Source organism: Paraburkholderia sp. BL25I1N1 (genome assembly GCF_003002025.1).
Taxonomy (GTDB): Bacteria; Pseudomonadota; Gammaproteobacteria; order Burkholderiales; family Burkholderiaceae; genus Paraburkholderia.
In genome coordinates this window covers 137,867-164,514 of sequence record NZ_PVZB01000009.1, presented here as the reverse complement: position 1 = coordinate 164,514, position 26,648 = coordinate 137,867, and the positions used below count along the sequence as shown (strand labels likewise).

27 protein-coding genes, 1 tRNA gene and 1 pseudogene are annotated in these 26,648 nt (G+C 62.3%); 9 read left to right on the top strand and 20 right to left on the bottom strand.

Features of this window, described 5'->3' with window-relative positions; genetic code table 11:
• Positions 1–247 precede the first annotated feature (247 nt).
• Positions 248–1,183 carry an RNA polymerase sigma factor RpoH gene (rpoH, locus tag B0G73_RS15460; RefSeq protein ID WP_106282149.1) on the bottom strand — a complete coding sequence of 312 codons (936 nt, stop codon included), beginning with the start codon at positions 1,181–1,183 and terminating at the stop codon, positions 248–250.
• Between the two features lie 363 nt (positions 1,184–1,546).
• On the opposite strand from rpoH, the gene B0G73_RS15455 reads away from it, so the two are divergent.
• Positions 1,547–2,110, top strand: a complete 564-nt coding sequence (locus tag B0G73_RS15455) for an acyloxyacyl hydrolase (RefSeq protein WP_106282147.1) — start codon at positions 1,547–1,549, stop codon at positions 2,108–2,110.
• Positions 2,111–2,152: 42 nt separating this feature from the next.
• Complete coding sequence (locus B0G73_RS15450) at positions 2,153–2,536, top strand: nuclear transport factor 2 family protein (protein WP_106282145.1); 384 nt, start codon at positions 2,153–2,155, stop codon at positions 2,534–2,536.
• Positions 2,537–2,740: 204 nt separating this feature from the next.
• Here the strand turns inward: B0G73_RS15450 and B0G73_RS15445 are convergent.
• Both B0G73_RS15445 and ybiB read right to left on the bottom strand, forming a co-directional pair.
• A pseudogene (locus tag B0G73_RS15445) lies at positions 2,741–3,772 on the bottom strand (2-isopropylmalate synthase); the annotation flags it as partial.
• 500 nt (positions 3,773–4,272) lie between these two features.
• A complete protein-coding gene (gene ybiB / locus B0G73_RS15440; protein ID WP_106282141.1) occupies positions 4,273–5,244 on the bottom strand; it encodes a DNA-binding protein YbiB in 972 nt (323 codons plus the stop codon).
• Between the two features lie 228 nt (positions 5,245–5,472).
• Here ybiB and B0G73_RS15435 point away from each other — a divergent pair, with 228 nt between their 5' ends.
• Positions 5,473–6,171: a fumarylacetoacetate hydrolase family protein gene (locus tag B0G73_RS15435; RefSeq protein ID WP_106282139.1), complete on the top strand. Its 699-nt coding sequence runs from the start codon at positions 5,473–5,475 to the stop codon at positions 6,169–6,171.
• A 25-nt stretch (positions 6,172–6,196) separates the two neighbouring features.
• Positions 6,197–6,841: a maleylacetoacetate isomerase gene (gene maiA / locus B0G73_RS15430; RefSeq protein ID WP_106282137.1), complete on the top strand. Its 645-nt coding sequence runs from the start codon at positions 6,197–6,199 to the stop codon at positions 6,839–6,841.
• A 98-nt stretch (positions 6,842–6,939) separates the two neighbouring features.
• On the opposite strand, the gene ftsY is transcribed toward maiA, so the two are convergent.
• Positions 6,940–8,103, bottom strand: coding sequence for a signal recognition particle-docking protein FtsY (gene ftsY / locus B0G73_RS15425; protein ID WP_106282135.1), 1,164 nt, complete (start codon positions 8,101–8,103; stop codon positions 6,940–6,942).
• Between the two features lie 241 nt (positions 8,104–8,344).
• Between ftsY and rsmD the strand changes: the two genes are divergently transcribed.
• The 3 genes from rsmD (at position 8,345) to B0G73_RS15410 (ending at position 9,908) form a co-directional block, all read left to right on the top strand.
• The gene (rsmD, locus tag B0G73_RS15420) at positions 8,345–8,959 is read left to right on the top strand and encodes a 16S rRNA (guanine(966)-N(2))-methyltransferase RsmD (protein ID WP_106282133.1); all 615 of its coding nucleotides are present in this window, start codon (positions 8,345–8,347) and stop codon (positions 8,957–8,959) included.
• Positions 8,960–9,071: 112 nt separating this feature from the next.
• The gene (gene coaD / locus B0G73_RS15415) at positions 9,072–9,587 is read left to right on the top strand and encodes a pantetheine-phosphate adenylyltransferase (protein WP_012431643.1); all 516 of its coding nucleotides are present in this window, start codon (positions 9,072–9,074) and stop codon (positions 9,585–9,587) included.
• Positions 9,588–9,650: 63 nt separating this feature from the next.
• On the top strand, positions 9,651–9,908 hold the full coding sequence (locus tag B0G73_RS15410; RefSeq protein ID WP_106282131.1) for a YfhL family 4Fe-4S dicluster ferredoxin: 258 nt from the start codon (positions 9,651–9,653) through the stop codon (positions 9,906–9,908).
• Positions 9,909–9,984: 76 nt separating this feature from the next.
• Here the strand turns inward: B0G73_RS15410 and hisC are convergent, their stop codons facing one another.
• The 8 genes from hisC to B0G73_RS15370 all read right to left on the bottom strand — a co-directional run bounded on the left by hisC (position 9,985) and on the right by B0G73_RS15370 (position 17,222).
• Positions 9,985–11,064 (bottom strand): histidinol-phosphate transaminase, encoded by a 1,080-nt coding sequence (hisC, locus tag B0G73_RS15405; protein ID WP_106282129.1) that lies wholly within the window; start codon positions 11,062–11,064, stop codon positions 9,985–9,987.
• 70 nt (positions 11,065–11,134) lie between these two features.
• Entirely contained in the window at positions 11,135–11,737 is a 603-nt protein-coding gene (pth, locus tag B0G73_RS15400; RefSeq protein ID WP_106282127.1) for an aminoacyl-tRNA hydrolase, read from the bottom strand.
• 150 nt (positions 11,738–11,887) lie between these two features.
• Positions 11,888–12,511, bottom strand: a complete 624-nt coding sequence (locus B0G73_RS15395) for a 50S ribosomal protein L25/general stress protein Ctc (RefSeq protein ID WP_106282125.1) — start codon at positions 12,509–12,511, stop codon at positions 11,888–11,890.
• A 163-nt stretch (positions 12,512–12,674) separates the two neighbouring features.
• Positions 12,675–13,631, bottom strand: a complete 957-nt coding sequence (locus tag B0G73_RS15390; RefSeq protein WP_006048037.1) for a ribose-phosphate pyrophosphokinase — start codon at positions 13,629–13,631, stop codon at positions 12,675–12,677.
• 44 nt (positions 13,632–13,675) lie between these two features.
• Positions 13,676–13,752: transfer RNA gene (locus tag B0G73_RS15385), tRNA-Gln, on the bottom strand.
• Between the two features lie 49 nt (positions 13,753–13,801).
• Entirely contained in the window at positions 13,802–14,683 is an 882-nt protein-coding gene (gene ispE / locus B0G73_RS15380; RefSeq protein WP_106282123.1) for a 4-(cytidine 5'-diphospho)-2-C-methyl-D-erythritol kinase, read from the bottom strand.
• Positions 14,684–14,748: 65 nt separating this feature from the next.
• The gene (gene lolB, locus B0G73_RS15375; RefSeq protein WP_106282121.1) at positions 14,749–15,381 is read right to left on the bottom strand and encodes a lipoprotein insertase outer membrane protein LolB; all 633 of its coding nucleotides are present in this window, start codon (positions 15,379–15,381) and stop codon (positions 14,749–14,751) included.
• A complete protein-coding gene (locus B0G73_RS15370) occupies positions 15,381–17,222 on the bottom strand; it encodes a tetratricopeptide repeat protein (RefSeq protein ID WP_106282119.1) in 1,842 nt (613 codons plus the stop codon). The genes lolB and B0G73_RS15370 overlap by 1 nt, the downstream gene beginning before the upstream one ends.
• Positions 17,223–17,309: 87 nt before the next feature.
• On the opposite strand from B0G73_RS15370, the gene mutM reads away from it, so the two are divergent.
• Positions 17,310–18,140 carry a bifunctional DNA-formamidopyrimidine glycosylase/DNA-(apurinic or apyrimidinic site) lyase gene (gene mutM, locus B0G73_RS15365; protein WP_012431652.1) on the top strand — a complete coding sequence of 277 codons (831 nt, stop codon included), beginning with the start codon at positions 17,310–17,312 and terminating at the stop codon, positions 18,138–18,140.
• Between the two features lie 7 nt (positions 18,141–18,147).
• Positions 18,148–19,275 carry an A/G-specific adenine glycosylase gene (gene mutY, locus B0G73_RS15360; RefSeq protein WP_181196557.1) on the top strand — a complete coding sequence of 376 codons (1,128 nt, stop codon included), beginning with the start codon at positions 18,148–18,150 and terminating at the stop codon, positions 19,273–19,275.
• Between the two features lie 29 nt (positions 19,276–19,304).
• Here mutY and B0G73_RS15355 read toward each other — a convergent pair whose 3' ends face one another.
• From B0G73_RS15355 to lptA, 8 genes are all read right to left on the bottom strand, one after another.
• Positions 19,305–19,940: an LON peptidase substrate-binding domain-containing protein gene (locus tag B0G73_RS15355; protein ID WP_012431654.1), complete on the bottom strand. Its 636-nt coding sequence runs from the start codon at positions 19,938–19,940 to the stop codon at positions 19,305–19,307.
• A 39-nt stretch (positions 19,941–19,979) separates the two neighbouring features.
• Entirely contained in the window at positions 19,980–20,873 is an 894-nt protein-coding gene (gene rapZ, locus B0G73_RS15350) for an RNase adapter RapZ (protein WP_106282307.1), read from the bottom strand.
• 97 nt (positions 20,874–20,970) lie between these two features.
• Positions 20,971–21,939 carry an HPr(Ser) kinase/phosphatase gene (gene hprK / locus B0G73_RS15345; RefSeq protein ID WP_012431656.1) on the bottom strand — a complete coding sequence of 323 codons (969 nt, stop codon included), beginning with the start codon at positions 21,937–21,939 and terminating at the stop codon, positions 20,971–20,973.
• A 127-nt stretch (positions 21,940–22,066) separates the two neighbouring features.
• Positions 22,067–22,582 carry a PTS sugar transporter subunit IIA gene (locus tag B0G73_RS15340; protein ID WP_106282115.1) on the bottom strand — a complete coding sequence of 172 codons (516 nt, stop codon included), beginning with the start codon at positions 22,580–22,582 and terminating at the stop codon, positions 22,067–22,069.
• 298 nt (positions 22,583–22,880) lie between these two features.
• Positions 22,881–23,237, bottom strand: coding sequence for a ribosome hibernation-promoting factor, HPF/YfiA family (gene hpf, locus B0G73_RS15335; RefSeq protein WP_106282113.1), 357 nt, complete (start codon positions 23,235–23,237; stop codon positions 22,881–22,883).
• 249 nt (positions 23,238–23,486) lie between these two features.
• The gene (locus B0G73_RS15330; protein WP_106282111.1) at positions 23,487–24,998 is read right to left on the bottom strand and encodes an RNA polymerase factor sigma-54; all 1,512 of its coding nucleotides are present in this window, start codon (positions 24,996–24,998) and stop codon (positions 23,487–23,489) included.
• A gap of 188 nt (positions 24,999–25,186) precedes the next feature.
• Positions 25,187–25,972, bottom strand: a complete 786-nt coding sequence (gene lptB / locus B0G73_RS15325; protein WP_106282109.1) for an LPS export ABC transporter ATP-binding protein — start codon at positions 25,970–25,972, stop codon at positions 25,187–25,189.
• Complete coding sequence (gene lptA / locus B0G73_RS15320) at positions 25,969–26,640, bottom strand: lipopolysaccharide transport periplasmic protein LptA (RefSeq protein WP_106282107.1); 672 nt, start codon at positions 26,638–26,640, stop codon at positions 25,969–25,971. The genes lptB and lptA overlap by 4 nt, the downstream gene beginning before the upstream one ends.
• Between the last annotated feature and the right edge of the window lie 8 nt (positions 26,641–26,648).

Sequence of the window (26,648 nt, the reverse complement as noted above, 5' to 3'; positions counted from 1 at the left end):
CCTCGCGCGCAACAGTTCGGAACTGCGGCATTGGGTCGCGAGACTTGCCCCGTTCAACCAGTATTGCTATCTGGTTTGTGATACGTCAAGAAACGCGTGTCGCTTGTGGATGCTCTTGAGTGAAGGCGGGCGTGCGTGAATAAGCCGCGGCGTGGGCGAAAAAAAGCCCCGCCGTCTTGCGAGGGCGGGGCTTGACGGCTGTGCTGCCGCGCGCCGGACGAACCGGCATGCTGACAATCTTCAAACGTTAAGCGTATTCGGTGAGCGCGCCGCGCATCTTCTTCATAGCGCTCGCCTCGATCTGGCGAATACGTTCGGCGGACACGCCGAATTCGTCGGCCAGTTCGTGCAGCGTGGAGCCACCCGAACCGTCGTCTTCCACCTTCAGCCAGCGTGCCTCGATGATGCGGCGGCTGCGGGCGTCAAGGGCGTCCAGCGCGCTCGCGATACCGTCGCTTTGCAGCTTGTCGCGCTGACGCGAAGCCAGCACGGCGGTCGGTTCGCTATGCGAGTCGGCCAGATAGGCGATCGGCGCGTACGCTTCTTCACCGTCTTCGACCTGACCTTCCAGCGCGATGTCGCCACCGGACAGACGCGTTTCCATTTCGGAGACTTCTTCGCGCTTCACGTTCAACTCTTTGGCCAGATCGTCGATCTGGTCCGGCGTGAACGCGCCCAGCCCTTGCTTGTGGCTGCGCAGATTGAAGAACAGCTTGCGCTGCGCCTTGGTGGTGGCGACCTTCACCATCCGCCAGTTGCGCAGAATGTATTCGTGGATCTCAGCCTTGATCCAGTGCATGGCGTACGACACGAGGCGCACGTTCTGCTCCGGATCGAAGCGCTTCACGGCCTTCATCAGGCCGATATTGCCTTCCTGGATCAGGTCGGCGTGCGGCAGTCCATAACCCAGATAGTTGCGCGCGATCGACACGACCAGCCGCAAGTGCGACAGGACGAGACGGCGCGCGGACTCGAGGTTGTCCTGCTCGCGAAATTCGGTGGCGAACTGGCGTTCTTCCGCCGGCGTCAGCATCGGAATCCGATTTACGGCCTGGATGTAGGCGTCGATATTGCCCAGTTGACCGGGCAGCAGCGAGGAATGCGAGAGCGCCAGTGCACCTGCCGAAGCGGCCTTAGCCGACGACGGGCTCAAAGTACTCGGAAGGGTCATTGCATGGCTCACGTAAGAAACTCCTTTGGAATCAGACAAAAGCTTATTCAGGTAACGACTCCAGCGTTGGATGTTAGCACTCTGAATTGCCGAGTGCTAATACTTAGAGGGCGTAGGGGCATCCAAGTTCCGAAAATTCCTATTGAAATTCACGAATCAATAGCCATGGTACACCGCTTCGGCCGGCTCCGTGCTGGACGTAGAATTTACCTAACAGATTGCCTACATCGTTATAAATACCTGATTTTTGCCAAATTTGAAGTGACTTATTGCGGAAAGTCAGCTTTCTTCATACGATCCGCCAAATTGAGATTCACCTTAGAATACGCAAAACAGTTGCAGATAGTTCAGCGTTCCACGGAACCCGGGTGTTAGATGAACAACAAAAAGAATGCTTTGCGTGGTCTGACTCTAAAAATCTTCGCCCGATCGTTGATTTTAGGGGCTTCAGGTTTGGCCTCGGCCGATCAGTGGGGCGTGCAGGTTGCAGGCGGTCTTGGCGACCATCACGTCCGGAAGCTCGACCTTGGGGTGGTGTGGGACCCCAATCTGACCTGGTGGCAAATTGGCGACTGGCACTTCGCGCTGATCGGCGAAGCGCACGTGGCCTGGTGGCATACCGATGAAAGTGACGAGCACCGCGATATCGGCGAATTCGGCATAACGCCGTTTATCCGCTTCATTCGCGGCACGGGCTCGATCCGTCCCTTCGTGGAAGCGGGTGTCGGCGCGCGCCTTCTTACGCATGCCCGCATCTCTTCTGACTACACCTATGCCACGGCGTTCCAATTTACGCCAACAGCCGGCGTGGGCGTGCAGTTCGGCAGCCACCAGCAGTACCAGGCGGGCTACCGCTTCCAGCATGTTTCCAATGGCGGTATCAAAGAGCCGAATCCTGGTATAAATTTCCACCAGCTATATCTGCAATACAACTTCTGACAACCGTGGCCACGTTGGCTCACCGGTGCAAGGGGCTGAGCGATGGCGGCAAAGATTATCGAAGCGGTTCGCGAGCTCGAGCGAGAGCGCTTTCGGGCGATGGTCGACGGCGACGGGCCATCGCTCGATGCCCTGCTTGCGGACAACGTGAGCTACGTTCACACGAACGGCAAGCGGGAAACCAAACGGCAGTTCATCGACGGGATTACCACGGGCCGCCGCCGCTATCGGCAGATCGAGATTCAGTCGCAAGAGGTGCTGCCGGTCGGGCGCGAGATCTGCGTGGTAACCGGTCGCGCGCTGATCGAAATGGAGGCGAACAACGGGGCGCTGCTGTTTCCGATCGCCTACACGGCGATTCATACGCAGGAAGACGGCCGTTGGCGCCTGATTGCCTGGCAGGCCACGCGTTGCGCAATCGAGTGAGCCTTGTGAGCTCATTCTGTCGAGCCGGCCGCGCCTTGTGAGCGGGCCGCTCCGGTTGACGCGAGCGCGCGGGTAGCGCGCTCGCGCATCGTGTTTGCGTCGGTTTGCCTCACGTCGGCCTGATTCTCAGGCGGCGACGCTCTCCTGATCCACACCGCTCCATTCGCGACGATCCGGCGCGCCGGTTTCTGCCACTTTGAGCGCTTGCGCCGCGACGCCTTGTCGCTCCGCGTTCTTCGCCCGCATCACCGCTTCGCCTGCATACGGATGGCGTGGATGCACCGGCAACTGATTGCAGCGCTCCGCCACGAGCCGGACCGCCTCCATATCGGGGAAATCGAGCCCCGTATCGACGCCTTGCGCATCCAGATTCATCGCCAGCGCAACGAGATCGACGTTGCCGGTGCGCTCGCCGCTGCCGAACAGGCAGCCTTCGACGCGCTCCGCGCCCGCCAGCAGCGCCAGTTCCGCGGCGGCCACCGCGGTGCCGCGATCGTTATGCGGATGCACCGACAGCACGATGCTGTCGCGATAGCCGAGATTGCGATGCATCCATTCGATCTGATCGGCGAACACGTTCGGCGTCGCCGCCTCCACGCTCGCGGGCAGGTTGACGATCATTTTGTGATCGCGCGTGGGCCGCCACGTCTGCGCGACCGCGTCGCATACCTCGCGTGCAAACGGCAATTCGGTCGTATTGAACGTTTCCGGCGAGTACTGGAAGGTCCAGTGCGTGCCGGGACGCGCCTGCGCATGGTCCTTGATGAGTTGCGCGCCCTGCACTGCCAGCGCCTTGATCTCGGTCTTCGACTGATTGAACACGATCCGCCGAAACGACGGGCAAATCGCGTTGTACAAGTGCACGATGGCGCGCGGCGCGCCTTCCAGCGCCTCGAACGTGCGCGCAATCAGTTCCGCTCGCGACGGCATGAAGACCTCGATGGTCACGTCGTCGGGAATGCGCTTTTCCTCGATCAGCTTGCGGACGAAATCGAAGTCCGTTTGCGACGCCGACGGGTAGCCGACCTCGATCTCCTTGAAACCGATCGCGACCAGCATCTCGAAGAACTCGATCTTTTGCGCGGCGTTCATCGGCTCGATCAGCGCCTGATTGCCGTCGCGCAGATCGGTGCTCATCCAGATCGGCGCCCGGTCGATCGTGCGGCTCGGCCATTTGCGGCCGGTCAGACGTACGGGCGGGAAAGGGCGGTATTTTTCAGCGGGGTTTTGCAACATGGTGAGCCTCGTTCGTTGGATCGTCTGCGAAAGGGTGTGGCCGGGAGCGGTTGGCGGACTGCCACGGATGCGCGGTCCGCCAGCCGGTGGCTAGCGGCAACAACGAACGGGCGCGAACGAACGGCGTCATCGTGACGGCGAAAACGGACGTGGATAAAGCCCATGCGGCGTGCATTTGATCCTCGCGCTTCGTCCGCGCGGTAAACGGACGAATGCAAACGACTACAGGTTGTGAAGAACTACGCTTTGGGGGTGCAACAGGAACAACAGAACTGCTGGAGAGCCCGCGCTTTGAGCAACCTGAGTTGCCAACGCGCGGCGCTACGCCTGATTTACGCTAGGCGTAGCGATAGGGGCCGCGCTAGGCGGCCGGAGGTAATTCGGAGGGTGTTCGGAAGGGAACGCATGGGTCTAATGTATGACGTCGCGTTGCGGCGTGTCAACCCGCGTGGGTCGCGGCCGGCGACGGCAAGCGCGCCGTAGCGCTTACGGCGCGGCCATTACACGGGCTTTCTGGCGACGTCCACGATCAGTTCCACCTGCCGTTCAATCGCGCTCGGCACGGGTGCTTCGCCGCGCAAGACGGCGCTGATCCAGGCGGCCGTCGTCGGCGCGTCCTTGGCCTCGGGCAAGTCCACTTCCGGCGCGTCGGGCGACGAGCGTTCGTGCGGCACGCGCGTTTCGCACACACCGTCGTGCAACCAGTCGACCTGCACCTGACGACGCGTATCGGCCACCGCTTCGCCTTCGGTGCCGCGCGCAAGCAGCGCGCCGCCGGCGGCCGCGTCCGGATGCGTGTTGAACAGTTGCGTAAGGCTGTCGCGATACGGCGGGTGCGTGTAGTTCACGAGGCGCAGACCCGCGGGCGCGAACGGCTGAAGGATTTTCACGAGCGTGTGCGTCGAGTTGCGCACGCCCATGCGCCGGCGCAGCGCAAGCAGGCGTGCGAGTTTCGGCGCGAGCACCTCGATTGGAGCAAACGCAACGCGGTGCTCGGCAAGACCATCTTCGATATCGGCGTGCGATCGTGCGTGCTGAATCTGCAGATGCGTGAAGATTTCGGCACTCGTCACCCGGCCCGGATCTTCGGTGACGCCATGCACCAGCACCGGCACACCTTCGCGCGCCAGCAGCAGGGCGAGCAGCGGCACCAGATTCGGCTGCTTGCGCGCGCCGTTGTAGCTGGGTATCGATACGGGCCGGAACGTGCCGTGCGGCAAATGAACCGGCTCGAAAGAAGCATGTGCGCCGGCCAGCATCGCGGCGAGTTCGTCGGCGGTTTCGCCCTTCACGCGGTACGCGAGCAGCACCGCGCCGAGTTCGAGCTCGGCCACGCGACCGTCGAGCATGGCGGTGTAGAGCGCGCGTGTATCGTCTGCGGTCAGCGCGCGGGCGCCGTTCGGGCCGCGGCCGATTTCCTTGATGAAGCGGGCGCAGGGGAAGGGATTGACGGTGTCGGCGGAGTCGGTCATCGGGCGCAGGGGACGTGTTGGCGTACCGCTTCAAAGCGGTTTGCCACGGTATTCAAGGGACGCTGCTGAGTGTGAGTATCGCATCTATGGCGATCCGGCGAGGCCCCGCGCCCATGCCGCCGGCCTTGCCAGTCCATGCCGGACTGGTGCGCGCGACGCTTTGTCGCGCGTTACACTCGATGTTTTTATCGCCGCACAGGCGGCGCACATCAAGTAACGGAGAACGGGATGAGTTACGTATTTGCACCCGCACCGGTGGTCGCGGTGCCGGTTGTGGGGTCCAGCGAGCAGTTCGCGGTGCGTCGCATCTACTGTGTGGGCCGCAATTACGAGGCGCACGCGCGCGAGATGGGACATGATCCCGACCGCGAACCGCCGTTCTTCTTCGCCAAGCCGGCCGATGCCGTGCTGTACGTCGCGCCCGGTGCTACCGGCGAGTTTCCCTATCCGTCGCTGTCGAAAAACGTCCACTTCGAGATGGAAATGGTGGCGGCGATCGGCAAGGGCGGCAAGAACATTCCAGTCGAGAGCGCGCTGGATCACGTGTACGGTTACGCGCTCGGTCTCGATATGACGCGCCGCGATCTGCAGGCCGAAGCCAAGAAGCTGGGCCGTCCGTGGGATACCGCGAAGGGCTTCGATCACTCGGCGCCGCTCGGCCCGATTCATCCGGCGGCGACGGTCGGCCATGTCGACAAGGGCGCGATCTGGTTGTCGGTGAACGGCGAAGAAAAGCAGAACTCCGACGTGTCGCAACTGATCTGGTCGGTGGCCGAGACGATCGCTTATCTGTCGACGCTGTTCGAACTGCAACCCGGCGATCTGATCTTCACCGGCACGCCGGAAGGCGTCGGCGCAGTGGTGCAGGGCGATCTGATGAAGGGTGGCGTGGACGGGCTCGGCGAGCTCAGCGTGCGCGTCGTCTGATGGCCGGTTGGGGGAGACAGACAACATGAAGCTCTACAGCTATTTCCGCAGCTCGGCGTCTTATCGCGTGCGCATTGCGCTGAACGTGAAGAATCTGCCGTACGACTACGTGCCGGTGCATCTCGTGCGCGACGGCGGTGAGCAGTTGAAGCCCGAATACCGCAAGGTGAACGCGGACGGGATCGTGCCGACCTTTGTCGACGGCAATGAAGTGATGCCGCAGTCGCTCGCGATCATCGAGTATCTGGAAGAGATGCACCCGGAGCCGCCGCTGTTGCCCAAGGCGCCGGCAGATCGTGCGTATGTGCGCGCGCTGGCGTTGCAGGTGGCGTGCGAGATTCATCCGCTGAACAACCTGCGCGTGCTGAAGTATCTGAAGCACACGTTGGGCGTCGACGATTACGCCAAGGACGCCTGGTACCGGCATTGGGTGGAAGCCGGCTTCGCGACGTTGGAAACACATCTGGCGGCAGATTCACGCACCGGCAAGCTGTGTTTCGGCGATACGCCGACCATTGCCGACACCTGTCTGATTCCGCAGGTGTTCAACGCGCAGCGCTTCAAGGTCGACACAGCGAAGTTTCCGACGATCCAGCGCATCTACGATCAGGCGATGCAACTGGACGCGTTTGCCCGCGCGGCGCCGGGCGTGCAGCCGGACGCTGAGTAATTCGTGATCGTCGGGCAGCCGGGATGAAAAAAGGGCACTCCTCGGAGTGCCCTTTTTGCTGCCTAAGCCCAAGGCTTAGCCCGCGAGCGCCGTGGCGCTCAGCCGCCCAGCAACGCGTCGGAAAACTCTTCCGCGCTGAAAGGTTGCAAATCCTCGACCTTTTCGCCGACGCCGATAAAGTACACCGGAATCGGACGCTGCCGCGCGATCGCGGCCAGAATGCCGCCCTTCGCCGTGCCGTCGAGTTTGGTGACGATCAGGCCGGTGAGGCCGAGCGCGTCGTCGAAAGCCTTCACTTGCGCGAGCGCGTTCTGGCCGGTGTTGGCGTCGATCACCAGCAGCACCTCGTGTGGCGCACCGTCTTGCGCCTTGCCGATCACGCGCTTCACCTTGCGCAGCTCTTCCATCAGATGCAGTTGGGTCGGCAGGCGGCCGGCCGTGTCCGCCATCATCACGTCGATTTTGCGCGCACGCGCGGCGCCGACCGCGTCGAAGATCACCGCAGCCGGGTCGCCGCTTTCCTGCGAGACCACGGTTACGTTGTTGCGCTGACCCCAAATGGCCAATTGCTCGCGCGCGGCGGCGCGGAACGTGTCGCCCGCGGCCAGCAGCACGGATTGATCGAAACTCTGCAGATGCTTGGCGAGCTTGCCGATGCTGGTGGTCTTGCCCGCGCCGTTGACGCCGGCGATCATCATCACGAGCGGCTGCGCGCGGCCGAGCATGAGCGATTTTTCCAGCGGCTTGAGCAGGTCGACTAGCAACGTGCGCAGCGCGATTTTGACCTGCTGGGGATCGGCGAGGCGCTCGGCGCGCACTTTTTCGCGCAGCGCTTCGAGCAGGAATTCGGTGGCGTCGACGCCGGCGTCCGACATCAGCAGCGCCGTTTCGAGCTCTTCATACAGGTCTTCGTCGATCTTCGTGCCGACGAAAATGCCGGTCAGATTCGAGCTCGTCTTCGACAAGCCGGTCTTCAGACGCGTCAGCCACGAACGCTTGGCGCCCGCGTCCGGCAGTGGCGGCGGGACGACTTCGACAGTTTCTTCGAGCGCGAATGCGTCAGGCTCGGGATCGATTGCGGACGGAGCGGCCACTGGCGGCGTCTCGACGCGAACCGGAGCCGCGGCCGGCTGCGGCGTGGCCGGCGCGACGGGCGCCTCCACGGCGCCTGTGGGCGTCGAGCCTTCCGGCGCGGTTTGCGACTCTTCTGGCGCGTTATCGGACTCTTTCGAACCCTTGAATCGTTTGAAAAAGCTGAACATGATCTGGCGTGGTGAGAGCGCGCGCCGATGCGCGCAGCCGGCACAAGACCGGCGGGAGCGGCAGGCAGCGTTGCGATGCGGGATGCAAGGCGCTGGAAGCCGCACATTTTATCAGGCGCGCCGCCGGCCGTCGTATCGGCCGAACGGCTAGGCTGGACGCGGGGCGTCGCTGTGGTAACGTTGGCGCTCCGGCCCGCATATTTCGTCGTCGCGGGCGCTTCAATAAGGTAATCGAAACCGCATGCCCCGTTCCGCACCTTCACGCGCCCATGGCGCTCCGTCCAAAGGCGGCAAGCCGCACGCCATCCGTATCATCGGCGGCGACTGGAAGCGCACGCCTTTGCCCGTGCTCGATCTCGACGGCCTGCGCCCCACGCCGGATCGCGTGCGCGAGACGCTGTTCAACTGGCTCGGGCAGAGTCTGGACGGCCAGCGCTGCCTCGATCTGTTTGCCGGCAGCGGCGCGCTGGGCTTCGAGGCGGCGTCGCGTGGCGCGGCACGGGTCTTGATGGTGGAGCGCAATGCGCGCGCTGCCAGCCAGTTGCGCGCGAACCAGGAACGCCTGGCAGCGCGCACAATCGAAATCGCTGAAGCAGACGGTTTGCGTCTTGCCGCGAGCCTCCCGCCCGGTTCGTTCGACGTCGTGTTTCTCGATCCGCCGTTCGGCGGCGACCTGCTCGGCAAAGCGCTCGCGCTGGCGGCGCCGCTCGTGAGCGCAGACGGATTTCTATATGTGGAAGCAGGCGAGGCGCTCGAACTCGACGGGAACGAGACGCTCGCGGGGTGGGACATCGTGCGGCAAGGTAAGGCAGGCGCTGTCCACTTTCATTTGCTGCAGCGCGAAAATAAGGAATAATGCGCGTTCCAAAACAAGCGCCGGACGGTTCGCCGTCACGGGCGCGGTCGGTGCCAAATGCGTCGCGTGGACGCTTTGACGTGCCCCTTTGTCTGAAGAGAGGAGAAGTCTCATGGTAGTCGCCGTGTACCCGGGCACGTTCGACCCGCTGACGCGCGGTCACGAAGACCTCGTTCGGCGCGCGTCGAGCATTTTCGACACGCTGGTGGTCGGCGTTGCCGACAGCCGCAACAAGAAGCCATTTTTCACGCTCGAAGAGCGCCTCGACATCGCTCACGAAGTGCTCGGGCACTACCCGAACGTTCAGGTGATGAGCTTCAAAGGGCTGTTGAAGGATTTCGTGCGTACCAATAACGCGCGCGTGATCGTGCGCGGTCTGCGGGCTGTGTCGGACTTCGAATATGAGTTCCAGATGGCCGGCATGAATCGCTATTTGCTGCCCGACGTCGAAACCATGTTCATGACGCCGTCCGATCAGTACCAGTTCATCTCGGGCACGATCGTGCGTGAAATCGCCCAGCTCGGCGGCGACGTCAGCAAGTTCGTGTTCCCATCGGTCGAGAAATGGTTGACGGAAAAGGTCGCCGCGATGGATCCGGCTAGCGGCGCTTCGGCGGGACAACCGTAACCGGCGTAAACTGTCGGTTTGACGGATCAAAGCCGGCTGCGGGCGGCGTGAAGTGAGAGAAGTATGGCCTTGATGATTACCGACGAGTGCATCAATTGCGACGTGTGCGAGCCCGAGTGCCCGAACGACGCCATTTCGATGGGTCCGGAAATCTACGTGATCGACCCGAAGAAATGTACCGAGTGCGTCGGGCATTTCGACGAGCCGCAGTGCATTCAGGTGTGCCCGGTCGAATGTATTCCGCGCGACCCGGACCATCTGGAGACGCCTGATGGCTTGATGGCCAAGTACCACGCGCTGCAGATCGCGAAGGGCGCCTGAGGTACGAAGCCTAAAAAAAACGGCGAGGCTATTCGGCCTCGCCGTTTTCCTTTGGCGGTGATGCTTTTGCGCAGTCCTATCCCACGTAAGCGCTGAAGATCTCGCGCAACGCGTCCAGCAGAATGTCGCATTCGGCGTCGGTGCCGACTGAGATTCGCAGATGCTGGTCGACGCGCGCCGCCTTGAAATGGCGCACGAAGATATCCTTTTCCCTCAGTCGCAGCACGAGCGTCGCGGCGTCGTAGCCCTCATGGCGAGCGAACAGCAGATTCGCCGCCGACGGCACCACCTCGAAGCCCAATGCCGTCAGTCCCGCGGCCAGTCGCTCGCGGCTTGCCACAACTTTGGCGCAGGTGTCGCGAAACCACGCGTCGTCTTCGTATGCCGCCACGGCGGCGACTTGCGCGAGACGGTCCAGCGGATACGAGTTGAAGCTGTCCTTCACGCGGTTCAGCGCGCCGATCAACTCCGGGTTGCCGAACGCAAAGCCGACGCGCATTCCTGCCAGCGAACGCGACTTCGACACGGTCTGGACGACCAGCAGATTCGGATAACGGTCGATCAGACAGATGGCCGATTCGGCGCCGAAATCCACATAGGCTTCGTCGATCACCACGACGGAATCGGGATTGCTCGCCACCAGGCGCTCGATATCGTCGAGCGGCAGCGGACGGCCGGTCGGCGCGTTCGGATTCGGGAACAGGATGCCGCCATTCGGCGACTTGTAGTCGTCGACGTTGATCGCGAAGCTGTCGTCCAGCGGGATTGTCCGGTAGTTGACTTCGAAAAGTCGCGCATACGTGGGATAGAAGCTGTACGTGATGTCCGGAAACAGCAGGGGCATGTCGTGCTTGAGCAAGGCCTGGAACGTGAGTGCCAGCACTTCGTCAGAGCCGTTGCCGGCAAACACCTGTTCCGCGCGGATGCCGTGGTACGCGGCAACCGTTTCGCGGAGCTTGTGCGCCGTTGGATCGGGGTAGCGCCGCAGCGATTCGGCCGCGTCGCCCAGTTCCCGCCGGATCGCTTCGAGCACTCGCGGCGACGGCGGATACGGATTCTCGTTGGTATTCAGCTTGACCGGATGCGCGACCACGGGCTGTTCGCCCGGCACATACGGTGTCAGACGGTGAACGATGTCACTCCAATAGCGGCTCAAGCGGTTCTCCTCCCAAACAAGATCGTTGCTGTCGACTGCGTTACGGCAAGCTGGCTTCCAGCGAAACAGTCTACGGGTTGCGATGCAGTTGCATCATCGCGCGTTCCAGTTCGCCCTTGATGATTTGCGGCATGACGGCGAGCCCGCGCTCGATCGACGCATCGATCACGTCCTGCTCTTCCCGGCGCGGCGGTTTCAGCACGTAGTTGGCGACGTCGGGCTTGGCACCGGCGCGCGCGCTCTCAGGAATCAGGTCGCGCGGATGGCCGATGCCGATCCGCAGCCGCCAATACTGCTGCGACGAAAGATGCGCGGTAATGTCCTTCAGCCCGTTGTGGCCGCCGCTGCCGCCGCCGAGCTTCAGCTTGATGCTGCCGGGCGGCATGTCGAGTTCGTCGTGCGCGACCAGGATTTCGTCGGGGAGAATCTTGAAGAACTGCGCAACCGCCACGACCGATTGGCCGGAACGGTTCATATACGTCTGCGGTTCCAGCAGATGCACTTCCTCGCCGTGAAGCCGTGCCTTGGCATAGAAGCCGTGGAAACGCCGTTCGTCACGCAGCGTCGCGCCTGCTTCGCGCGCCAGTTGATCGACCAGCCAGAAGCCGGCGTTGTGGCGCGTCGCGGTATATTCGGCGCCCGGATTGCCGAGGCCGACGATCAGCTTGATCATGATTGCGTAGGTCCGTCTGGCCCGAAAGCTGAACGCAGCCGGGCCGAAAAAAACCGAAAAAAAACCCGCCGGGGCGAACCTCGGCGGGTCACGTCGACCGTTTCATTCAAACGGATCGAGAGGATTTCTTGCTCTTTGCCTGAGGCGCCCTTAAGCAGCCGGCTTTTCGCCTTCGCCTTCAGCAGCAGCGGCGTCGCCTTCAGCGATTGCGCCAGCCGGGATCGTTGCAGCTGCGACCACCGGATTTTCTGCTTCGACGTGAGCAACCAGCGACACACCTGCCGGCAGCTTGATGTCTTTGGCGTGAACCGAGTGACCTGCTTCGATCGTCGCCAGATCAACTTCGAGGAATTCCGGCAGTGCCGACGGCAGGCACTCGATTTCGATTTCGTTGATGACGTGCGAGATCACCGCGCTCGACAGCTTCACTGCCGGGTTCGATTCCTGGTTCATGAAGTGCAGCGGCACCTTGGTGTGCAGCTTCTTCTTCGCGTCGACACGTTGGAAGTCCACGTGCAGCACGAGCTGACGGAACGGGTGGTATTGCACGTCGCGCAGCAGAACCTGTTGCGACTTGCCTGCCACTTCCAGATCGAGGATCGACGAGTGGAAAACTTCTTTCTTCAGCGCGTGCCACAGCGCGTTGTGGTCCAGTTCGACCAATTGCGTTTCAGCACCAGCGCCATATACGATGCCCGGGGTCTTGCCCGAGTTACGCAGGCGGCGGCTCGCACCCGTACCTTGCAAAGAACGCTCGAAAGCGACTACTTTCATTTTGAATCTCCAATGCACTGCCCGCGACCAGGCAGTAAAAACGGGGCCTCCAAGCCAGATGGCTGAGGCCCCAGAGCTGCGGCACGAACCTTCGTTCGTTCATGCCGATTGTGCAAAAGCGCAGCTTGCCGCCAGAAGCGGCGCACTGCGCCTTCGCAAATACTTAACTTTCAGCGAACAGCGACATGACCGAATCGCCGCGGCGAATCCGCGAGAACGTTTCGGCAAGCAGGCCGGCGCTGGTCAACGAACGGATCTTTGCGCACGAGCGGGCTTCTTCGCCTAGCGGGATCGTGTCCGTGACAACGAGTTCGTCGAGTGCGGAAGCCGCGATACGCTCGCCCGCGCCGCCCGACAGAACCGGGTGCGTAGCGTAAGCGAACACCTGCTTTGCGCCGCGTTCCTTCAAAACTTGTGCTGCCTTGCAGAGCGTGCCGGCGGTGTCGACCATGTCGTCCATGATCACGCAGGTACGGCCTTCGACTTCACCGATGATGTTCATCACTTCGGCAACGTTCGCCTTCGGGCGGCGTTTGTCGATGATCGCGAGATCGCAATTCAGTTGCTTGGCCAATGCCCGGGCACGCACCACGCCGCCGACGTCCGGCGAAACGACCAGCAGGTTCTCGTAGTTCTGCTTGCGCAGATCGCCGAGCAGCACGGGCGTAGCGTAGATGTTGTCGACCGGAATGTCGAAGAAGCCTTGAATCTGGTCGGCGTGCAGATCCATCGTAATGATCCGCTCGACGCCGGCGATTTCCAGCATGTTCGCCACGATCTTCGCCGAGATGGCGACGCGCGCGGAACGCGGGCGACGATCTTGACGAGCATAACCGAAGTAGGGGATGGCTGCGGTGATCCGGCCGGCGGATGCGCGCTTGAGCGCATCGACCATGATCATCAGTTCCATCAGGTTGTCGTTCGCCGGCGCGCACGTGGACTGCAGGACGAAGACATCCTTGCCACGCACGTTTTCCTGAATCTCGACCTGGATTTCACCGTCCGAGAAACGGCTAACCATTGCTTTGCCGAGGGGAATACCGAGGATTTTGACGACTTCCTGTGCAAGCGCGGGATTTGCGTTGCCAGTAAAAACCATCAGGCCGTCATGGCTGCTCATCGTGCACCTGCTTCAGGCTGGGGGCGAGGGAAATGCGAGAATTTTGGCAGGGGAGGAAGGAGTCGAACCTTCGAATGCCGGAATCAAAATCCGGTGCCTTAACCAACTTGGCGACTCCCCTACACTAACTTTGAGCTTCACCGAACGAGGAGCGTTCGACGAGGCAAAACTTATGACGCGAAAGTAAAGAGTGGATGCTGATCGAGACCTGCGGTCACTGCGCTATTCCATTCGGCTGGCAGTTTGGCTTGCACCGCTTCTGCTTCAGCTTTACTTCGGAACGCGGCAAAAACACTCGCACCTGATCCAGACATCCGCGCTGGCGCGACGTTTTCAAACCATCGCAACACATGCGCTACTTCCGCGTATTTTCCTACGACAACCTGCTGCATGTCATTGCGGCCGAAACTTTCTGGCCATTCAGTGTTGCAGCTAAGTTCTGCAGGAAAGTCCGTAATTGTGAGGGGTTTTGAATCTCTTGTCAACGCTTTTTCAGAGAAAATCGCTGCAGTCGGAACATGAACCCTCGGCGTCACTACTAGGAAATGGCGCGGCGGCAATTGTACAACGTCTAAAGCTTCTCCGACACCCTGGGCGAACGCATTTTTTCCGAAAACAAAAAACGGCACATCGGCGCCAAGTTTCAATGCCAGCGCCTGCAACTCCAGCCGAGGCAGATTGAGCTTCCACAAACGGTTCAGCGCGAGCAGCGTCGTCGCCGCATCAGAGCTGCCGCCGCCGAGACCGGCACCCATCGGCAGACGCTTGTCGATTTCAATATCGACGCCTTCGGGCGAGCCCGTATGCGTTTTGAGCAGCGTCGCCGCGCGTACAGTCAGGTCGTGTTCCGGCGGCACGTCGGCGATTTCGGTGCTGCGCGTGATGAGTCCGTCGTCACGTCGCGTGAAGTGCAGCGTGTCGCCCCAGTCGAGCAACTGGAAGACCGTTTGCAGCGTGTGATAGCCATCCGGCCGGCGGCCTGTGATGTGCAGGAAGAGGTTGAGTTTCGCTGGCGCGAGGCAATCGCGCAGCGAATCGGTCGTTTCAATCATGAGTCGAGGCTACATGCGCCAGATGGCGCCGAAGAAGCGGCAAGGTCGCGCGAGACGGCGCGAGGTTACTGATCCAGCACGAGCTTGATGTCGAGCGGCGGTTCCGAACGGCTCAGGTTGATGCGCTTCACACCGGTTGCGGGCGCGTCGGCATAAGCCAGATAGTCGATTGTCCAGCCGTCCTGTGTGATTTGCTTGAGCCGCGACGGTTGCTCGGGATCCTTCTCGGTCCTGGCGCGCGAAGTGGGCGCCGGCGACGGTTGCAGCCAATAGCGCAGCCCTTCGACCGGCAACGCGAAGCCGAGCGCATTCTGCATCAGCGTAGAGACGTTATCCGCGGTGAGCGGCTGGCGATTCGGTAGCTCCAGCGTTGCCGAAGCCGGCGACGACGTCACCACCGCCAGCGTCTGGCCGAGCGGGTTGCGCAACTGCAGGGTCACGGTGTCGCCGGTTTCCTGCCACGTGAAGTTGCCGTAAGCGTTGCGCTGCTGGCCGTTCTGATCGTTGTACTGAACCGCGAAACGGCCCTGGTAAGCACGGCTCGTCTGCGCGGTGACGGAGGTCGCGGCATTCGACGTAGACGGCCCTTGCGGTTTGACCGATGCACAACCGGCCAGTGCGACCACCGCTGCCGCAGCGAGAGCGAACGCGGCGCTGCGCGGCGCCTGAGGAAAGTAAATCAAACGGGAAAGACGCATCAAAGATCGTTCACCTGAAGACGTTGGAGCGTTTTGACAAGCGTGTCGTTGTCCGGTTCGAGCTTGCGCGCATCGCGGAAAGCGGCGCGTGCCTGATCCTGATTGCCGGATTTCCATAGCACTTCGCCGAGGTGCGCGCCGATTTCGGCGTTCGGTTGCATGTCGTAAGCTTTGCGCAGCAGCTTGATTGCGTCCGAGGTGTTGCCCATCCGGTATTTGACCCAGCCGACGCTGTCCATGATGAACGCGTCGTTCGGCGCCAATGAGGATGCCTTCTCGACCAACTTATCCGCTTCGGCGAGGCGCTGATTGCGATCGGCCAGCGAGTAGCCGAGCGCGTTGTACGCTTGCGGATTGTCGGGCTGCGTCTGGATCAGCTTGCGCAACTGCGCTTCCATGACGTCGTAATGGCCGGTTTTCTCGGCGGACATCGCGTAGTCGTAGGTCAGATCGGGGTCGTCGGGAAATTGCGCCGTGGCTCGCTGCAAACGTGATTCCGCCTCCGGGTAGCGCTTCGCGTCGAACAGGATCGCCGCATCGGTGCGGGAGATCAGCGCCTGGTCGCGCGGGTCCGGCGCCGGCAGGTTAGCCAGCAGCTTGCGTGCGTCGTCGGTCTTGCCCTGCTTGGCGAGCAATTGCGCGCGCGTGATCTGCGCCGGCACATATTGCTGGCTCGACGGCGAGATCTTGTTCAGCCAGTCGCTCGCGGCCGCTTCATTCTTCTGCTCGAGCGACAGTTGCGCAAGGTAGATGTACGCCTGGCCCGGATCGGCGCCCTGCGTTTTTTCGGCTTGCTGGGCGTACTGCGTCAGGTAGGTTTGCGCGTCGGTGAAATTCTTCTGCTGGATCTTGATCAGCGCGAGCGCCATGAGCGGCGTCAGCTCGTTCGCGTTGTTCTTGTGCATGATCTCGAACTGCTTCTGCGCGTCGTCCAGACGGTCGCTCGCGAGATACATCTGCGCGAGCGCGAGACGCGCGTCATGCGATTTCGGATTCTGCTGCACGTACTTTTCGAGCGAAGCGATGCCTTCCTTGCGCTCTTCCGGGCCCATTTGCGACAGCGTCAGCGCTGCCGGTAAATAGTCGGGCTTGAGCGCGAGCGCCTGTTCGAGCGACTTGCGCGCGCCAGGTGCGTCGTCCGATACGAGCTGCTGGCGTGCGATCGCCAGTTGCGCTTCCGGCCGGTTCATGTCGTTCTTGAGCAGATCCTGCAACACGTGCAGGCCGCCGATCCGGTTCGGGCCGCGCGAGAGCAGCAACTGCAGCGCGAGGATCGCGCTGCCGCGATTGTCGGCGGGTACGCGTGCGAGTTCGCGGGCGAGGATGGGCGCCGCGTCGTCAGGTTTGCCGGACAACACGAGCAGCGATGCGTCGAGTTGCGCGGCGCGTTCCGAGTTCGGCGCATACTGCTGCCACAATTGCGCGGCGGCCAACGCGTCCGACGGACTCTGCGCGGCCAGCGCGATCTCGGTGGCGCGCTGCGCCATGCGCGGATCGTGCGTGTCGCGCGCGAGCGCGAGGTAAGTCTGATAGGCGGGCGCCGGTTGGTCGCGCTGCAGCGCGACCTCGGCAGCGAGCACCTGGAATACGATCTGGCTCGTTAGCGGCACGCCGGGCAGGGACTTCTGGTCTTCCGCCGATGCCGGGCCGAGCGGATCCGGCAAGGTGACCGAGGTGTCGTCCGAGTCCGGCGAGGGGTCCTGCGCGTAAGCGGGCACGGCCGCCAGTGCCCAGACTGCGAGCGCTGCCGCACCGAGCATCCGGCGAGCGGACACGGCGTGCGGTACGCGGAATGCGCTAGCCGGGCGCTTCAAAAACAGCTTCACGAAGGACAAGTTCATGGAAATCCGTTCAATGTTTCGGACGATTGTAACGCGCTCGCTACAATACGCGCACAACCACTCACGCAAGTTGCACACCAGTTAGACATGCCAGAGTTGCCAGAAGTTGAGGTTACCCGACGGGGAATCGAACCGTATGTGTCCGGGCGCAAGGTTGAGCGCGTGGATGTGCGCACGCCCGCATTGCGCTGGCCAATTCCGGCCGATCTTGCGAAAACCTTGCGCGGCCATGTGGTGCGCAAGGTCGAGCGGCGCGGCAAGTACCTGCTGTTCGAGATCGACGCGGGCTGGTTCATCGTGCATCTTGGCATGACTGGGACGCTGCGGGTGCTGCGTCACGTGCCGCATCCGCCGGCCGCGGCGAAGCACGATCACATCGACTGGATCTTCGACGAGTTCATTTTGCGCTATCGGGATCCGCGGCGCTTCGGCGCCGTGCTGTGGCATCCGCGCGAAGCCGGCGACGTGCTCGAGCATCCGTTGCTCGCGAGCCTCGGCGTCGAACCGTTTTCGCCCGCGTTCTCCGGCGCGCTGATGCACCGGCTCACGCGGGGCCGCAAAGTCTCGGTGAAGCAGGCGCTGCTGGCGGGCGAAATCGTGGTCGGCGTGGGCAATATCTACGCGTCGGAGAGCCTGTTTCGCGCCGGCATCCGGCCGACCACCGCGGCGGGGCGCGTCTCGCTCGTGCGCTACGAGTTGCTGGCGGACGCCGTGCGCGTGACGCTCGCCGCCGCCATCGAGAAGGGCGGCAGCACGTTGCGCGACTTCGTTGGCAGCAACGGCGAAAGCGGTTACTTCCAGCTCGATTATTTCGTCTATGATCGCGCCGGACTGCCATGCCGCGTGTGTGGAACGCCGATCAAACAGATCGTGCAAGGGCAGCGTTCAACGTATTTCTGTCCCACCTGCCAGCGCTAATTCGTCGATGCCTTCTCGCTTAACTCCGCGTTCCACTTCGTCCGCCGCGCCGCAAGCGCCTGCTGTTCCAGTCATGTCTGATTTTTCCGCGCGTCTGATCGCGTGGCAGCGTCAGCATGGCCGGCATGATTTGCCGTGGCAGAACACGCGCGATCCGTATCGCATCTGGTTGTCGGAAATCATGCTGCAGCAGACGCAGGTGTCGACGGTGATTCCGTACTACGCGAAATTTCTCGCGCGTTTTCCGACCGTCGCCGCGCTCGCCACCGCGCCGTCTGACGACGTGATGGCGTTGTGGGCCGGCCTGGGCTATTACACACGTGCGCGCAACCTGCATCGCTGCGCGCAAGTCGTGGTCGAGCAACATGGCGGTGCGTTTCCGGCATCGGTCGAGGAACTGGCGGAATTGCCGGGCATCGGCCGCTCGACGGCTGCGGCGATCGCGTCCTTCGCATTCGGCGCGCGCGCGACGATTCTCGACGGCAACGTGAAGCGCGTGCTGGCGCGCGTGTTCGGCGTCGAAGGTTTTCCCGGCGAAAAGAAAGTCGAAAACGCGATGTGGACGCTGGCGGAGTCACTGCTTCCGTCGAACGCATCGGATGCGGACGTCAGCGCGTACACGCAAGGCTTGATGGATCTCGGCGCGACCCTGTGCGTGCGCGGCAAGCCGGACTGCCTGCGCTGCCCGTTCGCCGCCGACTGCGTCGCCAACCTGACCGGACGTCAGCGCGTACTGCCCACGGCGCGTCCGAAAAAGACCGTGCCGACGCGTCGCACATGGATGCTGGTGCTGCGCGACGGCAACGCGGTGATGCTGGAGAAGCGCCCGCCGTCCGGTATCTGGGGCGGCTTGTGGAGCCTGCCCGAAGCCGCCGACGAAGCCGCGCTCGCCGAACGTGCGCGCGCTTTCGGTGGCGACGGTGCGGTCTCTCCGCTTGCGCCGCTCACGCATGTGTTCACGCATTTCAAACTGGATATCGAGCCGCGCCTCGCGGAACTGGATCGCGGAGTCGGCGTTTTGGCCGCGCTGGGCGATGCCGACACCGCGTGGGTCGCGCTCAGCGATCTCGATTCGTTCGGTGTTCCGGCGCCCGTGCGCAAGCTGCTGGACGGGTTGCAGGGCTCGCTGATCTGATCAATCCGCCAGGAGCGCGGCGGCCGCCTTCAAAGTAATTGATGCTGCTGCATATAGTGATGAACCACGTCGATCCGCGCGCCGGCGTCCTGCAATTCCATCAGTTTCTGGCGAGCACGCAGCGCGATCGGCAGCACTTCGGCTAGACGGTTGGACACCCATGACGGATCTTCGAGTCTGAACGGTTCCGCGAACGGCAGGCTGTCCGGATCGCGTTCGCGGATCGTCGCGATGATCCGTTCGAGCACTTCCGCGCATGCGCCGAATTTGGCCAATTGCTCGTTGCCTTCGAGCGGCATGTCCTCGCCGAGCGGCTCAGCCATGCCGACCAGCAAACCGCTCGATTCGACGCGATGCGACAGCAGACGAAAACGCCGCGTGCCGCGCGCGCGAATCAGCAGCATGCCGAAGGCTTCGACATCGCACTCGTCGATCTCAGCGAGACAGCCGATTGCTTCGGGCACCGAAGGCTCCTCCGCACGCGCCACTTCCGCGCCGCTTTTCAGCAGACATACACCGAACGGCGTTTTTTCACGCAGACAGTCGCGCGCCATGTCGAGATAGCGCGCTTCGAAAATCTTCAGCGGCAGCAGTCCGTCGGGAAACAGCACCGTATGCAGCGGAAACAGCGGCACATCGGCAAGCACAGTAGAAGTAGAAGACATGGCGCAACGCTTCGAGTTGAGGCCGCGCGATGCGGCCGGTTAAGCCACTAACTTCGATGATTCGCCGGCTTCGACCGGCGCATCGCGGTGCCGCACAATGACGTTCGCCGACGCTGCGAGACGCGCGGCGAGCGTCTCCGCAATGAATACCGAGCGGTGCTGGCCGCCCGTGCAACCGATCGCGACGGTCAGATAACTGCGGTTGTCGTCGCGGAAATGCGGGAGCCACTTGGCGAGAAATTTTTCGATGTCGTCGATCATTTCGTGCACGACCGGCAGCGCATCGAGAAAATCGATCACCGGTTTGTCGAGGCCGGTGAGCGGCCTCAGTTCATGATCGTAGTACGGGTTCGGCAAGGTGCGGACGTCGAACACGAAATCCGCGTCGAGCGGCACGCCGCGTTTGAAACCGAACGACTCGAACATCAGCACGAGCCCTGAATCTTTCTGTTCGATGAAGCGCTTGACCCACGCACGCAGCACGTTCGCGCGCAGATTGCTGGTGTCGATCTGATGGCCGAACTCCGCCAGACCCGCCACGAGTTCGCGTTCGCGCTCGATTGCTTCGGCGAGCGAGGTGAGCAGGCCGACGTCGGCGTCGTGCGAAGTGGAACCGGACAGCGGATGGCGGCGGCGCGTTTCGGAGAAGCGTTGAATCAGCGACTGCGTGCTTGCGTTGAGGAACAGCACGCGTACGTCGTGGGCACGGGACAGGTCGCGGATCATGGCGGGCATTTCGTCGAGCGAGGCGCTCGAGCGCGCGTCGATCGCGACCGCGAGGCGGTCTTGCCCGTCCTCGGCGAGATAGGAGGCCAGTTGCGGCAGGAAGCGCGGCGGCAAGTTGTCGACGCAGTAATAGCCTGCGTCTTCAAGCGCGTTCAGGGCAACTGATTTGCCGGAGCCGGATATACCGGTGATCAGAATTATGCGCATGGAGTCGTCAAAACCGTACATTTCATCATAGCATCTGGTCCTCCCGCGCGTACCCGCGGCCTGCCGTTGACTGCGGATACGGCCGAGTCTTGCGGACTCAGATCAGTTTGCCGGGAAACTGGCTGTCGGGATCTTGCATGGCGAGGCGCTGGCGATCCATGAAGTCGCGCAGCGTGTCGATGCCGCGCAGTTGCAGGATCGTGTTGCGCACGGCGGCTTCGACCAGTACGGCGAGGTTGCGGCCGGCCGCCACTTGAATCGTGACCTTGCTGATCGGCAGGCCTAGCACGTCGACGGTCTGGCTTTCCAGCGGCAGCCGCTGGAATTCGCCATCGGGACGGCGGACCAGTTGCACGATCAGCTTGAGCTTCATTTTCCGGCGCACCGCGGTTTCACCGAAAATCGTCTTGATGTCGAGCAGGCCGAGGCCGCGCACTTCCAGCAGGTTTTGCAGCAACGGCGGGCAGCGGCCTTCGACGAAATCGGGACCGAGGCGCACGAAATCGACCGCGTCGTCGGCAACGAGGCCGTGGCCGCGGCTGATCAATTCCAGCCCGAGTTCGCTCTTGCCGAGGCCCGAGTCGCCAGTGAGCAGCACGCCCATGCCGAGAATGTCGAGAAACACGCCGTGCAACGTGGCACGCGGCGCGAGAATGCGCGACATGTAGAGGCGCAGGCTGTCGATCACCGCGGCGGCGGACATCGGCGTGGTGAACAGCGGCGTGGACGAGCGCGTGCAGCGCAGGACCAGTTCCGGCGGTGCGGCGACGCCGCCCGCCACCACCAGAAACGGCGGTTCCAACGCAATCAGCTCGGCCATGTGGCGCGAGCGGTCTTCGTCGGTTTGGCGCTTGTAGTAGTCGATTTCGGCGTCGCCGAGCACCTGGATCCGGTTCGGGTGGATCAGGTTCAAGTGGCCGACGAGGTCGGCGCTCGACGTGGCATTGGCGACCGATTCCGAAGAAAAGCCGCGCTCCCAGCCTTCATGCCCCGTCAGCCAGCTGAGCTTCAGCATGGCCGCGTTATCGTCGAAAATGCTTTGGGCGTTGATGCTGGACGTATCCATGAGTCAGTGACTCCAGTGTGGGCCGCTTGCCGGACAAAGCAACGGCCGCGCTAGCGCGGGCCGATTGCGTTGTCGGACTGTATCCGCACCTGCGCGGATCACCGGCGTGCGGATAACCGCCGATGCATCAAGGTTGCCACTGAGTGAGCAGGCGATGCAATGATTCGCGGTCTTCTTCCGTATGCAGGCGCTCGCGGGCTTCGCGATCGGACAGCAACTGCGCGATTTCCGAAAGGATTTCGAGGTGCTGTTGGGTGGCCTGTTCGGGCACGAGCAGGAAGATGAGCAACGAGACCGGCTGACCGTCGGGCGATTCGAAGGGGATGGCTTCGGCAAGACGGACGAACGCGGCGAGCGGCTGCTTCAAGCCTTTGATCCGGCCATGCGGAATCGCCACGCCTTCACCAAGGCCAGTCGATCCGAGGCGCTCGCGCGCGAACAGATTGTCAGTGACCGTGCTACGGGCGATGCCGTTCTGGTTCTCGAAGATCAGGCCCGCTTGCTCGAACACACGTTTCTTGCTGGTGACCGATAGTCCGACGACGACGTTCTCGAGGGGAAGAAATTTGGCTAAACGATTCATGTTGACAGGCGAAAACGTGGCCTGGGTTCTCCTCGCTGGGGCGTTTGAGTGGCGTTCCATTCGTTCGATGCTCACGGCGACATGCGTTGGAATCCGAAAGCGCAGGACTCCGGCCGACCGACTTTCGCTTGAGCTTACCTGACCCCGATGGTAACCGGAACATTATAGAACAGGGTAGCCACGGATGGTGCGGCGCGCCATCAATGCGTATTGAGTTCTTTTGAAGCGAGGGCAGAGGGTGCGACGCCGCGCGAAAAGCAGCGTCCGGAAACAAAAAACCGCCCGGGTCCGGGCGGTTTCGCTGGTTAAGGGAAGACGAAGAGCTAATGAAGAAACGAAAAGCGCCTTCTGGTTTCCCTTATTGCGGCGGCACGTCGAGTTGCGGCGCCGGTTGATACTTGATCGCCTCATGCGCATGGCCTTGCAGACGATCCTTATGGCGGATGACTTGCCGGTCAAGCTTGTCGATCATCAGATCGATCGCAGCGTACAGGTCGCTGTCACAGCTCTCGACAAAGATGTCCTTGCCCTTGAGATGCAGGTTGATTTCAACCTTTTGACGCTTTTCCTTTTCCTTGTGGTTGTCGACCGAGAGGACCACACTGCCGTCGATGACCTGATCAAAATGTCTTAGCACCCTATCCAGTTTGGTGATCACGTATTCGCGCAACGCAGGCGTTACTTCGAGGTGGTGTCCACTGATCTGCAGATTCATAGTGCTTCTCCAAGCTAATGGCCGCTTGGTCCGCACGATGACGAAGGTCCGGTCGATCTGTCGGCTTGCCTGAGTCGCCCCCCGGTGGCTGACTGCTGGCAGGTCGCATCGGCCGGCCTGTCCGCCAACTGCGGAGCGGCCGGTAAATGCCCGCCGCGGAACGCGACGGGCTCAAGACAAACGCCGGGCCGCCCCAAGTTGTCTTGCCCCCTCGGGGGGGCTGGCGCGAAGCGACAGCTTGGGGGCGCGCTACAGAGACTTGCGCAGGTTGACTGCCGGGATCTTGAGCGCTTCACGGTACTTCGCAACGGTACGCCGTGCGACCACGAAGCCCTGTTCCGCCAGCAGTTCGGCTATGCGACTGTCCGAAAGAGGAGATTTCGGGTTTTCCGCTCCTATCAGTTGCTTGATAAGCGCGCGGATCGCCGTTGAAGACGCCGCGCCGCCCGTGTCAGTCGAAACGTGTGATCCGAAGAAGTACTTAAATTCAAGCGTCCCGAATGGGGTCAGCATGTATTTACCGGTTGTCACACGCGAGACAGTTGACTCGTGTAGGCCCAGCGTATCAGCAATTTCCCGCAAAACCAAGGGGCGCATGGCAATTTCGCCGTGGACAAAAAAGCTCTTCTGACGTTCCACAATTGCCTGCGCCACGCGCAGAATCGTCTCAAAACGCTGCTGGATATTTTTGATCAGCCAACGCGCTTCCTGCAGTTGCTGGCGCAACGAACCACTGCCCGGATCGCCCCGGTTATTGCGCAGAATATTCGCGTACAGATGATTAATTCGCAGCTTCGGCACGACCTCCGGGTTCAGCTCGGCCTGCCAGCCCTGTGCCGTTTTGCGCACCATGATGTCCGGAACGACATAGTCCGCTTCGGCCTTGCCATAGGCCGCGCCCGGAAACGGTTCGAGCGAGCGGATCAGCACGTGCGCATCGCGCAGATCGTCGTCGTTGGCCTTCAGATGCTTGCGCAGTCGCGTGAAATCGCGCGCCGCAAGCAGTTCGAGATGGTGAGCGACGATGTCGAGCGCGAGCGTGCGTGTAGGCGAGCCATCGAGCCGCAACAATTGCAGCTTGAGACATTCCGACGCGGAGCGCGCACCGACCCCGGCCGGGTCGAAGCTATGCAGCAGCGCGAGCGCGGCGTTCATTTCGTCGAGGTCGACTTCGAGCTCTGCGGGCAGATCGGCCAGCACTTCTTCGAGCGTGGCGGCCAGGTAGCCGTCGTCGTCGAGCGATTCGATCAGGAAGGTGATCAGCGCCCGGTCGCGCTGGCTTGCCTGGGTGACGCGCAATTGCGCCATCAGGTGATCGCGCAGCGAGGTGCTCGATTCGTGGATTTGCAGCGGCGGCAGGTCGTCGTCGTCAGAGGCGTTGCCGGAGCGGCCGTAGTCGTCGAGATTCCATTGCGACGCGTCGCCGTTGCCGTCGCCCGCGAGGCCGTTGTATTCGTCGACGCCCTGAGGCTCACCGTTCTCTGCGCGCTCGCTGCTGGACGAGGACGACGTATTGCCGCCCATCTGGTCGGGCGGCGGGGAAGAGTTGGGCGCCTGCGCGATCAGCGAGCCGTCGGCTGCTACGCGCAACGGGCTCGCGATCCAGTCGTCCTCGTTTTCGAGGAGCGGATTCTGCGAGATCGCCATTGCAACTTCTTGCTGCAATTCGAGCGTAGACAACTGCAGCAGCCGGATGGACTGCTGCAGCTGCGGCGTCAGCGCAAGATGCTGCGATAGGCGGAGTTGGAGGCTGGCTTTCATGGCAAGTTGAGATTCATTGTAGAGAGTTTGCCACGACCGCGATACCTTGCGACATTCGCAATTACGCATGCGCCAGTTTTGGGCGGCGACGGGCGCAAGACGGCCCGGCTCAAAAATGCGGATGTGCGGTTGCCGCATGGAGGGGCCCGGCCGGTGCGCGCTCGCACGGCCGGTAATCCCTCATGCGCTTACATGCGGAAGTGCTCGCCCAGATAGACGCGCCGCACGCTTTCGTTTTCGATGATGTCGCTCGGCGCGCCGGCGGCCAGCACGCTGCCGTCGCTGATGATGTAGGCGTGATCGCAGATGCCGAGCGTTTCACGCACGTTGTGGTCGGTGATCAGCACGCCGATATTGCGCTGCTTCAGAAATTTAACGATCTTCTGAATTTCCAGCACGGCGATCGGGTCGACGCCCGCAAACGGTTCGTCGAGCAGAATAAAGCTCGGATTGGTAGCCAGCGCCCGGGCGATCTCGACCCGGCGACGCTCGCCGCCCGACAGCGAGAGCGCCGGATTTTCGCGCAAGTGCGCAATCTGCAACTCGTCGAGCAGGGCTTCCGTGCGGCTCGTAATGGCGTCCTTGCTGAGCCGCGAGCCGTTGTCTTCGTGCTGCAATTCCAGCACTGCGCGAATGTTTTCTTCGACGCTCAGCTTGCGGAACACCGAAGCTTCCTGCGGCAGATACGACAAACCCAGCGAAGCGCGTTTATGGATCGGCAGCAGGCTGATCGACTTGCCGTCCAGATCGATCTCACCCGCGTCGAGCGGCACGAGGCCGACGATCATATAGAACGAAGTGGTCTTGCCCGCGCCGTTGGGGCCAAGCAGACCGACCACTTCGCCGCTTTTCACGTCGAGCGACACGTCTTTGACGACCGTGCGCGAGCCGTAACGCTTCTTCAGGTTGCGCACCACCAGCGAACTGCTGGTGCCGGCCGGCTTGCGATTGGGGAGGGACGCTGAGGTGCTCACTGGTTCGGGGCTCCCTGGATCGTCGTGGACGGCGCAAGCGTGGCCGACGCGCCGTTCAGCGGCGCTGCGCCGCCATTGCGCGGCGACAGCATGGCGCGCACGCGGCCAGTCGGGTTGCCGGGGCCGGCGACGTCCTTGCCCGCCTTCGCCGTGTAGAAGTCGTTCTGGCCGTCGTACGTGACGACGCTGCCGTGTACCTGGTCCATCACCGTGGAGAGGCCTTGCAGGCGCTTCACGGTAGCGTTGGTGGTAAGCGTGGTCAGATCCTGCTTGCCGTCGTAGTCGATACGAACAGCCGTGCCTTCAATGTACTCGTCGAGGCCTTCGCGCTTCTGGCGGAAGTACGACAGATTGCCGCCGCTCGAAGTGCCGGTGGCGTACTGATAGCCCTGCGGATCTTGCGTCACTTCGACACGGTCGGCCTTGATGACGATCGTGCCTTTGGTGGCGACCACATGGCCTGTGAAGATGTTGACCTGCTTCAGGTCGTCGTAAGTCATGTTGTCCGCTTCGATGTTCAGCGGCTTGTCCTTGTCGGCACGGTCGGCGTGCGCGAGCGGCGCGAAGCCGGCAAGCGGCAACGCGACGATTAGCGCAGCGAGTCCGGCGCGCCACGCGGACAGGGTGCGTGGGCGGCCGGTATCAAAACGGGGGAACGATTCGTTCATGCAGTCAC

What these genes read in the sequence shown, in the direction of transcription:
- hprK (WP_012431656.1), bottom strand. Translation starts at nt 21,939, where the DNA reads ATGGATACGTCCAGCATCAACGCCCAAAGCATTTTCGACGATAACGCG.
- maiA (WP_106282137.1), top strand. Translation starts at nt 6,197, where the DNA reads ATGAAGCTCTACAGCTATTTCCGCAGCTCGGCGTCTTATCGCGTGCGC.
- ftsY (WP_106282135.1), bottom strand. Translation starts at nt 8,103, where the DNA reads ATGTTCAGCTTTTTCAAACGATTCAAGGGTTCGAAAGAGTCCGATAAC.
- ispE (WP_106282123.1), bottom strand. Translation starts at nt 14,683, where the DNA reads ATGATTGAAACGACCGATTCGCTGCGCGATTGCCTCGCGCCAGCGAAA.
- rsmD (WP_106282133.1), top strand. Translation starts at nt 8,345, where the DNA reads ATGCCCCGTTCCGCACCTTCACGCGCCCATGGCGCTCCGTCCAAAGGC.
- B0G73_RS15390 (WP_006048037.1), bottom strand. Translation starts at nt 13,631, where the DNA reads ATGAGCAGCCATGACGGCCTGATGGTTTTTACTGGCAACGCAAATCCC.
- ybiB (WP_106282141.1), bottom strand. Translation starts at nt 5,244, where the DNA reads ATGACCGACTCCGCCGACACCGTCAATCCCTTCCCCTGCGCCCGCTTC.
- pth (WP_106282127.1), bottom strand. Translation starts at nt 11,737, where the DNA reads ATGATCAAGCTGATCGTCGGCCTCGGCAATCCGGGCGCCGAATATACC.
- coaD (WP_012431643.1), top strand. Translation starts at nt 9,072, where the DNA reads ATGGTAGTCGCCGTGTACCCGGGCACGTTCGACCCGCTGACGCGCGGT.
- B0G73_RS15355 (WP_012431654.1), bottom strand. Translation starts at nt 19,940, where the DNA reads ATGTCTTCTACTTCTACTGTGCTTGCCGATGTGCCGCTGTTTCCGCTG.
- lolB (WP_106282121.1), bottom strand. Translation starts at nt 15,381, where the DNA reads ATGCGTCTTTCCCGTTTGATTTACTTTCCTCAGGCGCCGCGCAGCGCC.
- mutY (WP_181196557.1), top strand. Translation starts at nt 18,148, where the DNA reads ATGCCTTCTCGCTTAACTCCGCGTTCCACTTCGTCCGCCGCGCCGCAA.
- B0G73_RS15455 (WP_106282147.1), top strand. Translation starts at nt 1,547, where the DNA reads ATGAACAACAAAAAGAATGCTTTGCGTGGTCTGACTCTAAAAATCTTC.
- lptA (WP_106282107.1), bottom strand. Translation starts at nt 26,640, where the DNA reads ATGAACGAATCGTTCCCCCGTTTTGATACCGGCCGCCCACGCACCCTG.
- mutM (WP_012431652.1), top strand. Translation starts at nt 17,310, where the DNA reads ATGCCAGAGTTGCCAGAAGTTGAGGTTACCCGACGGGGAATCGAACCG.
- rapZ (WP_106282307.1), bottom strand. Translation starts at nt 20,873, where the DNA reads ATGCGCATAATTCTGATCACCGGTATATCCGGCTCCGGCAAATCAGTT.
- B0G73_RS15395 (WP_106282125.1), bottom strand. Translation starts at nt 12,511, where the DNA reads ATGAAAGTAGTCGCTTTCGAGCGTTCTTTGCAAGGTACGGGTGCGAGC.
- B0G73_RS15435 (WP_106282139.1), top strand. Translation starts at nt 5,473, where the DNA reads ATGAGTTACGTATTTGCACCCGCACCGGTGGTCGCGGTGCCGGTTGTG.
- hpf (WP_106282113.1), bottom strand. Translation starts at nt 23,237, where the DNA reads ATGAATCTGCAGATCAGTGGACACCACCTCGAAGTAACGCCTGCGTTG.
- B0G73_RS15330 (WP_106282111.1), bottom strand. Translation starts at nt 24,998, where the DNA reads ATGAAAGCCAGCCTCCAACTCCGCCTATCGCAGCATCTTGCGCTGACG.
- B0G73_RS15340 (WP_106282115.1), bottom strand. Translation starts at nt 22,582, where the DNA reads ATGGAACGCCACTCAAACGCCCCAGCGAGGAGAACCCAGGCCACGTTT.
- B0G73_RS15450 (WP_106282145.1), top strand. Translation starts at nt 2,153, where the DNA reads ATGGCGGCAAAGATTATCGAAGCGGTTCGCGAGCTCGAGCGAGAGCGC.
- B0G73_RS15410 (WP_106282131.1), top strand. Translation starts at nt 9,651, where the DNA reads ATGGCCTTGATGATTACCGACGAGTGCATCAATTGCGACGTGTGCGAG.
- B0G73_RS15370 (WP_106282119.1), bottom strand. Translation starts at nt 17,222, where the DNA reads ATGAACTTGTCCTTCGTGAAGCTGTTTTTGAAGCGCCCGGCTAGCGCA.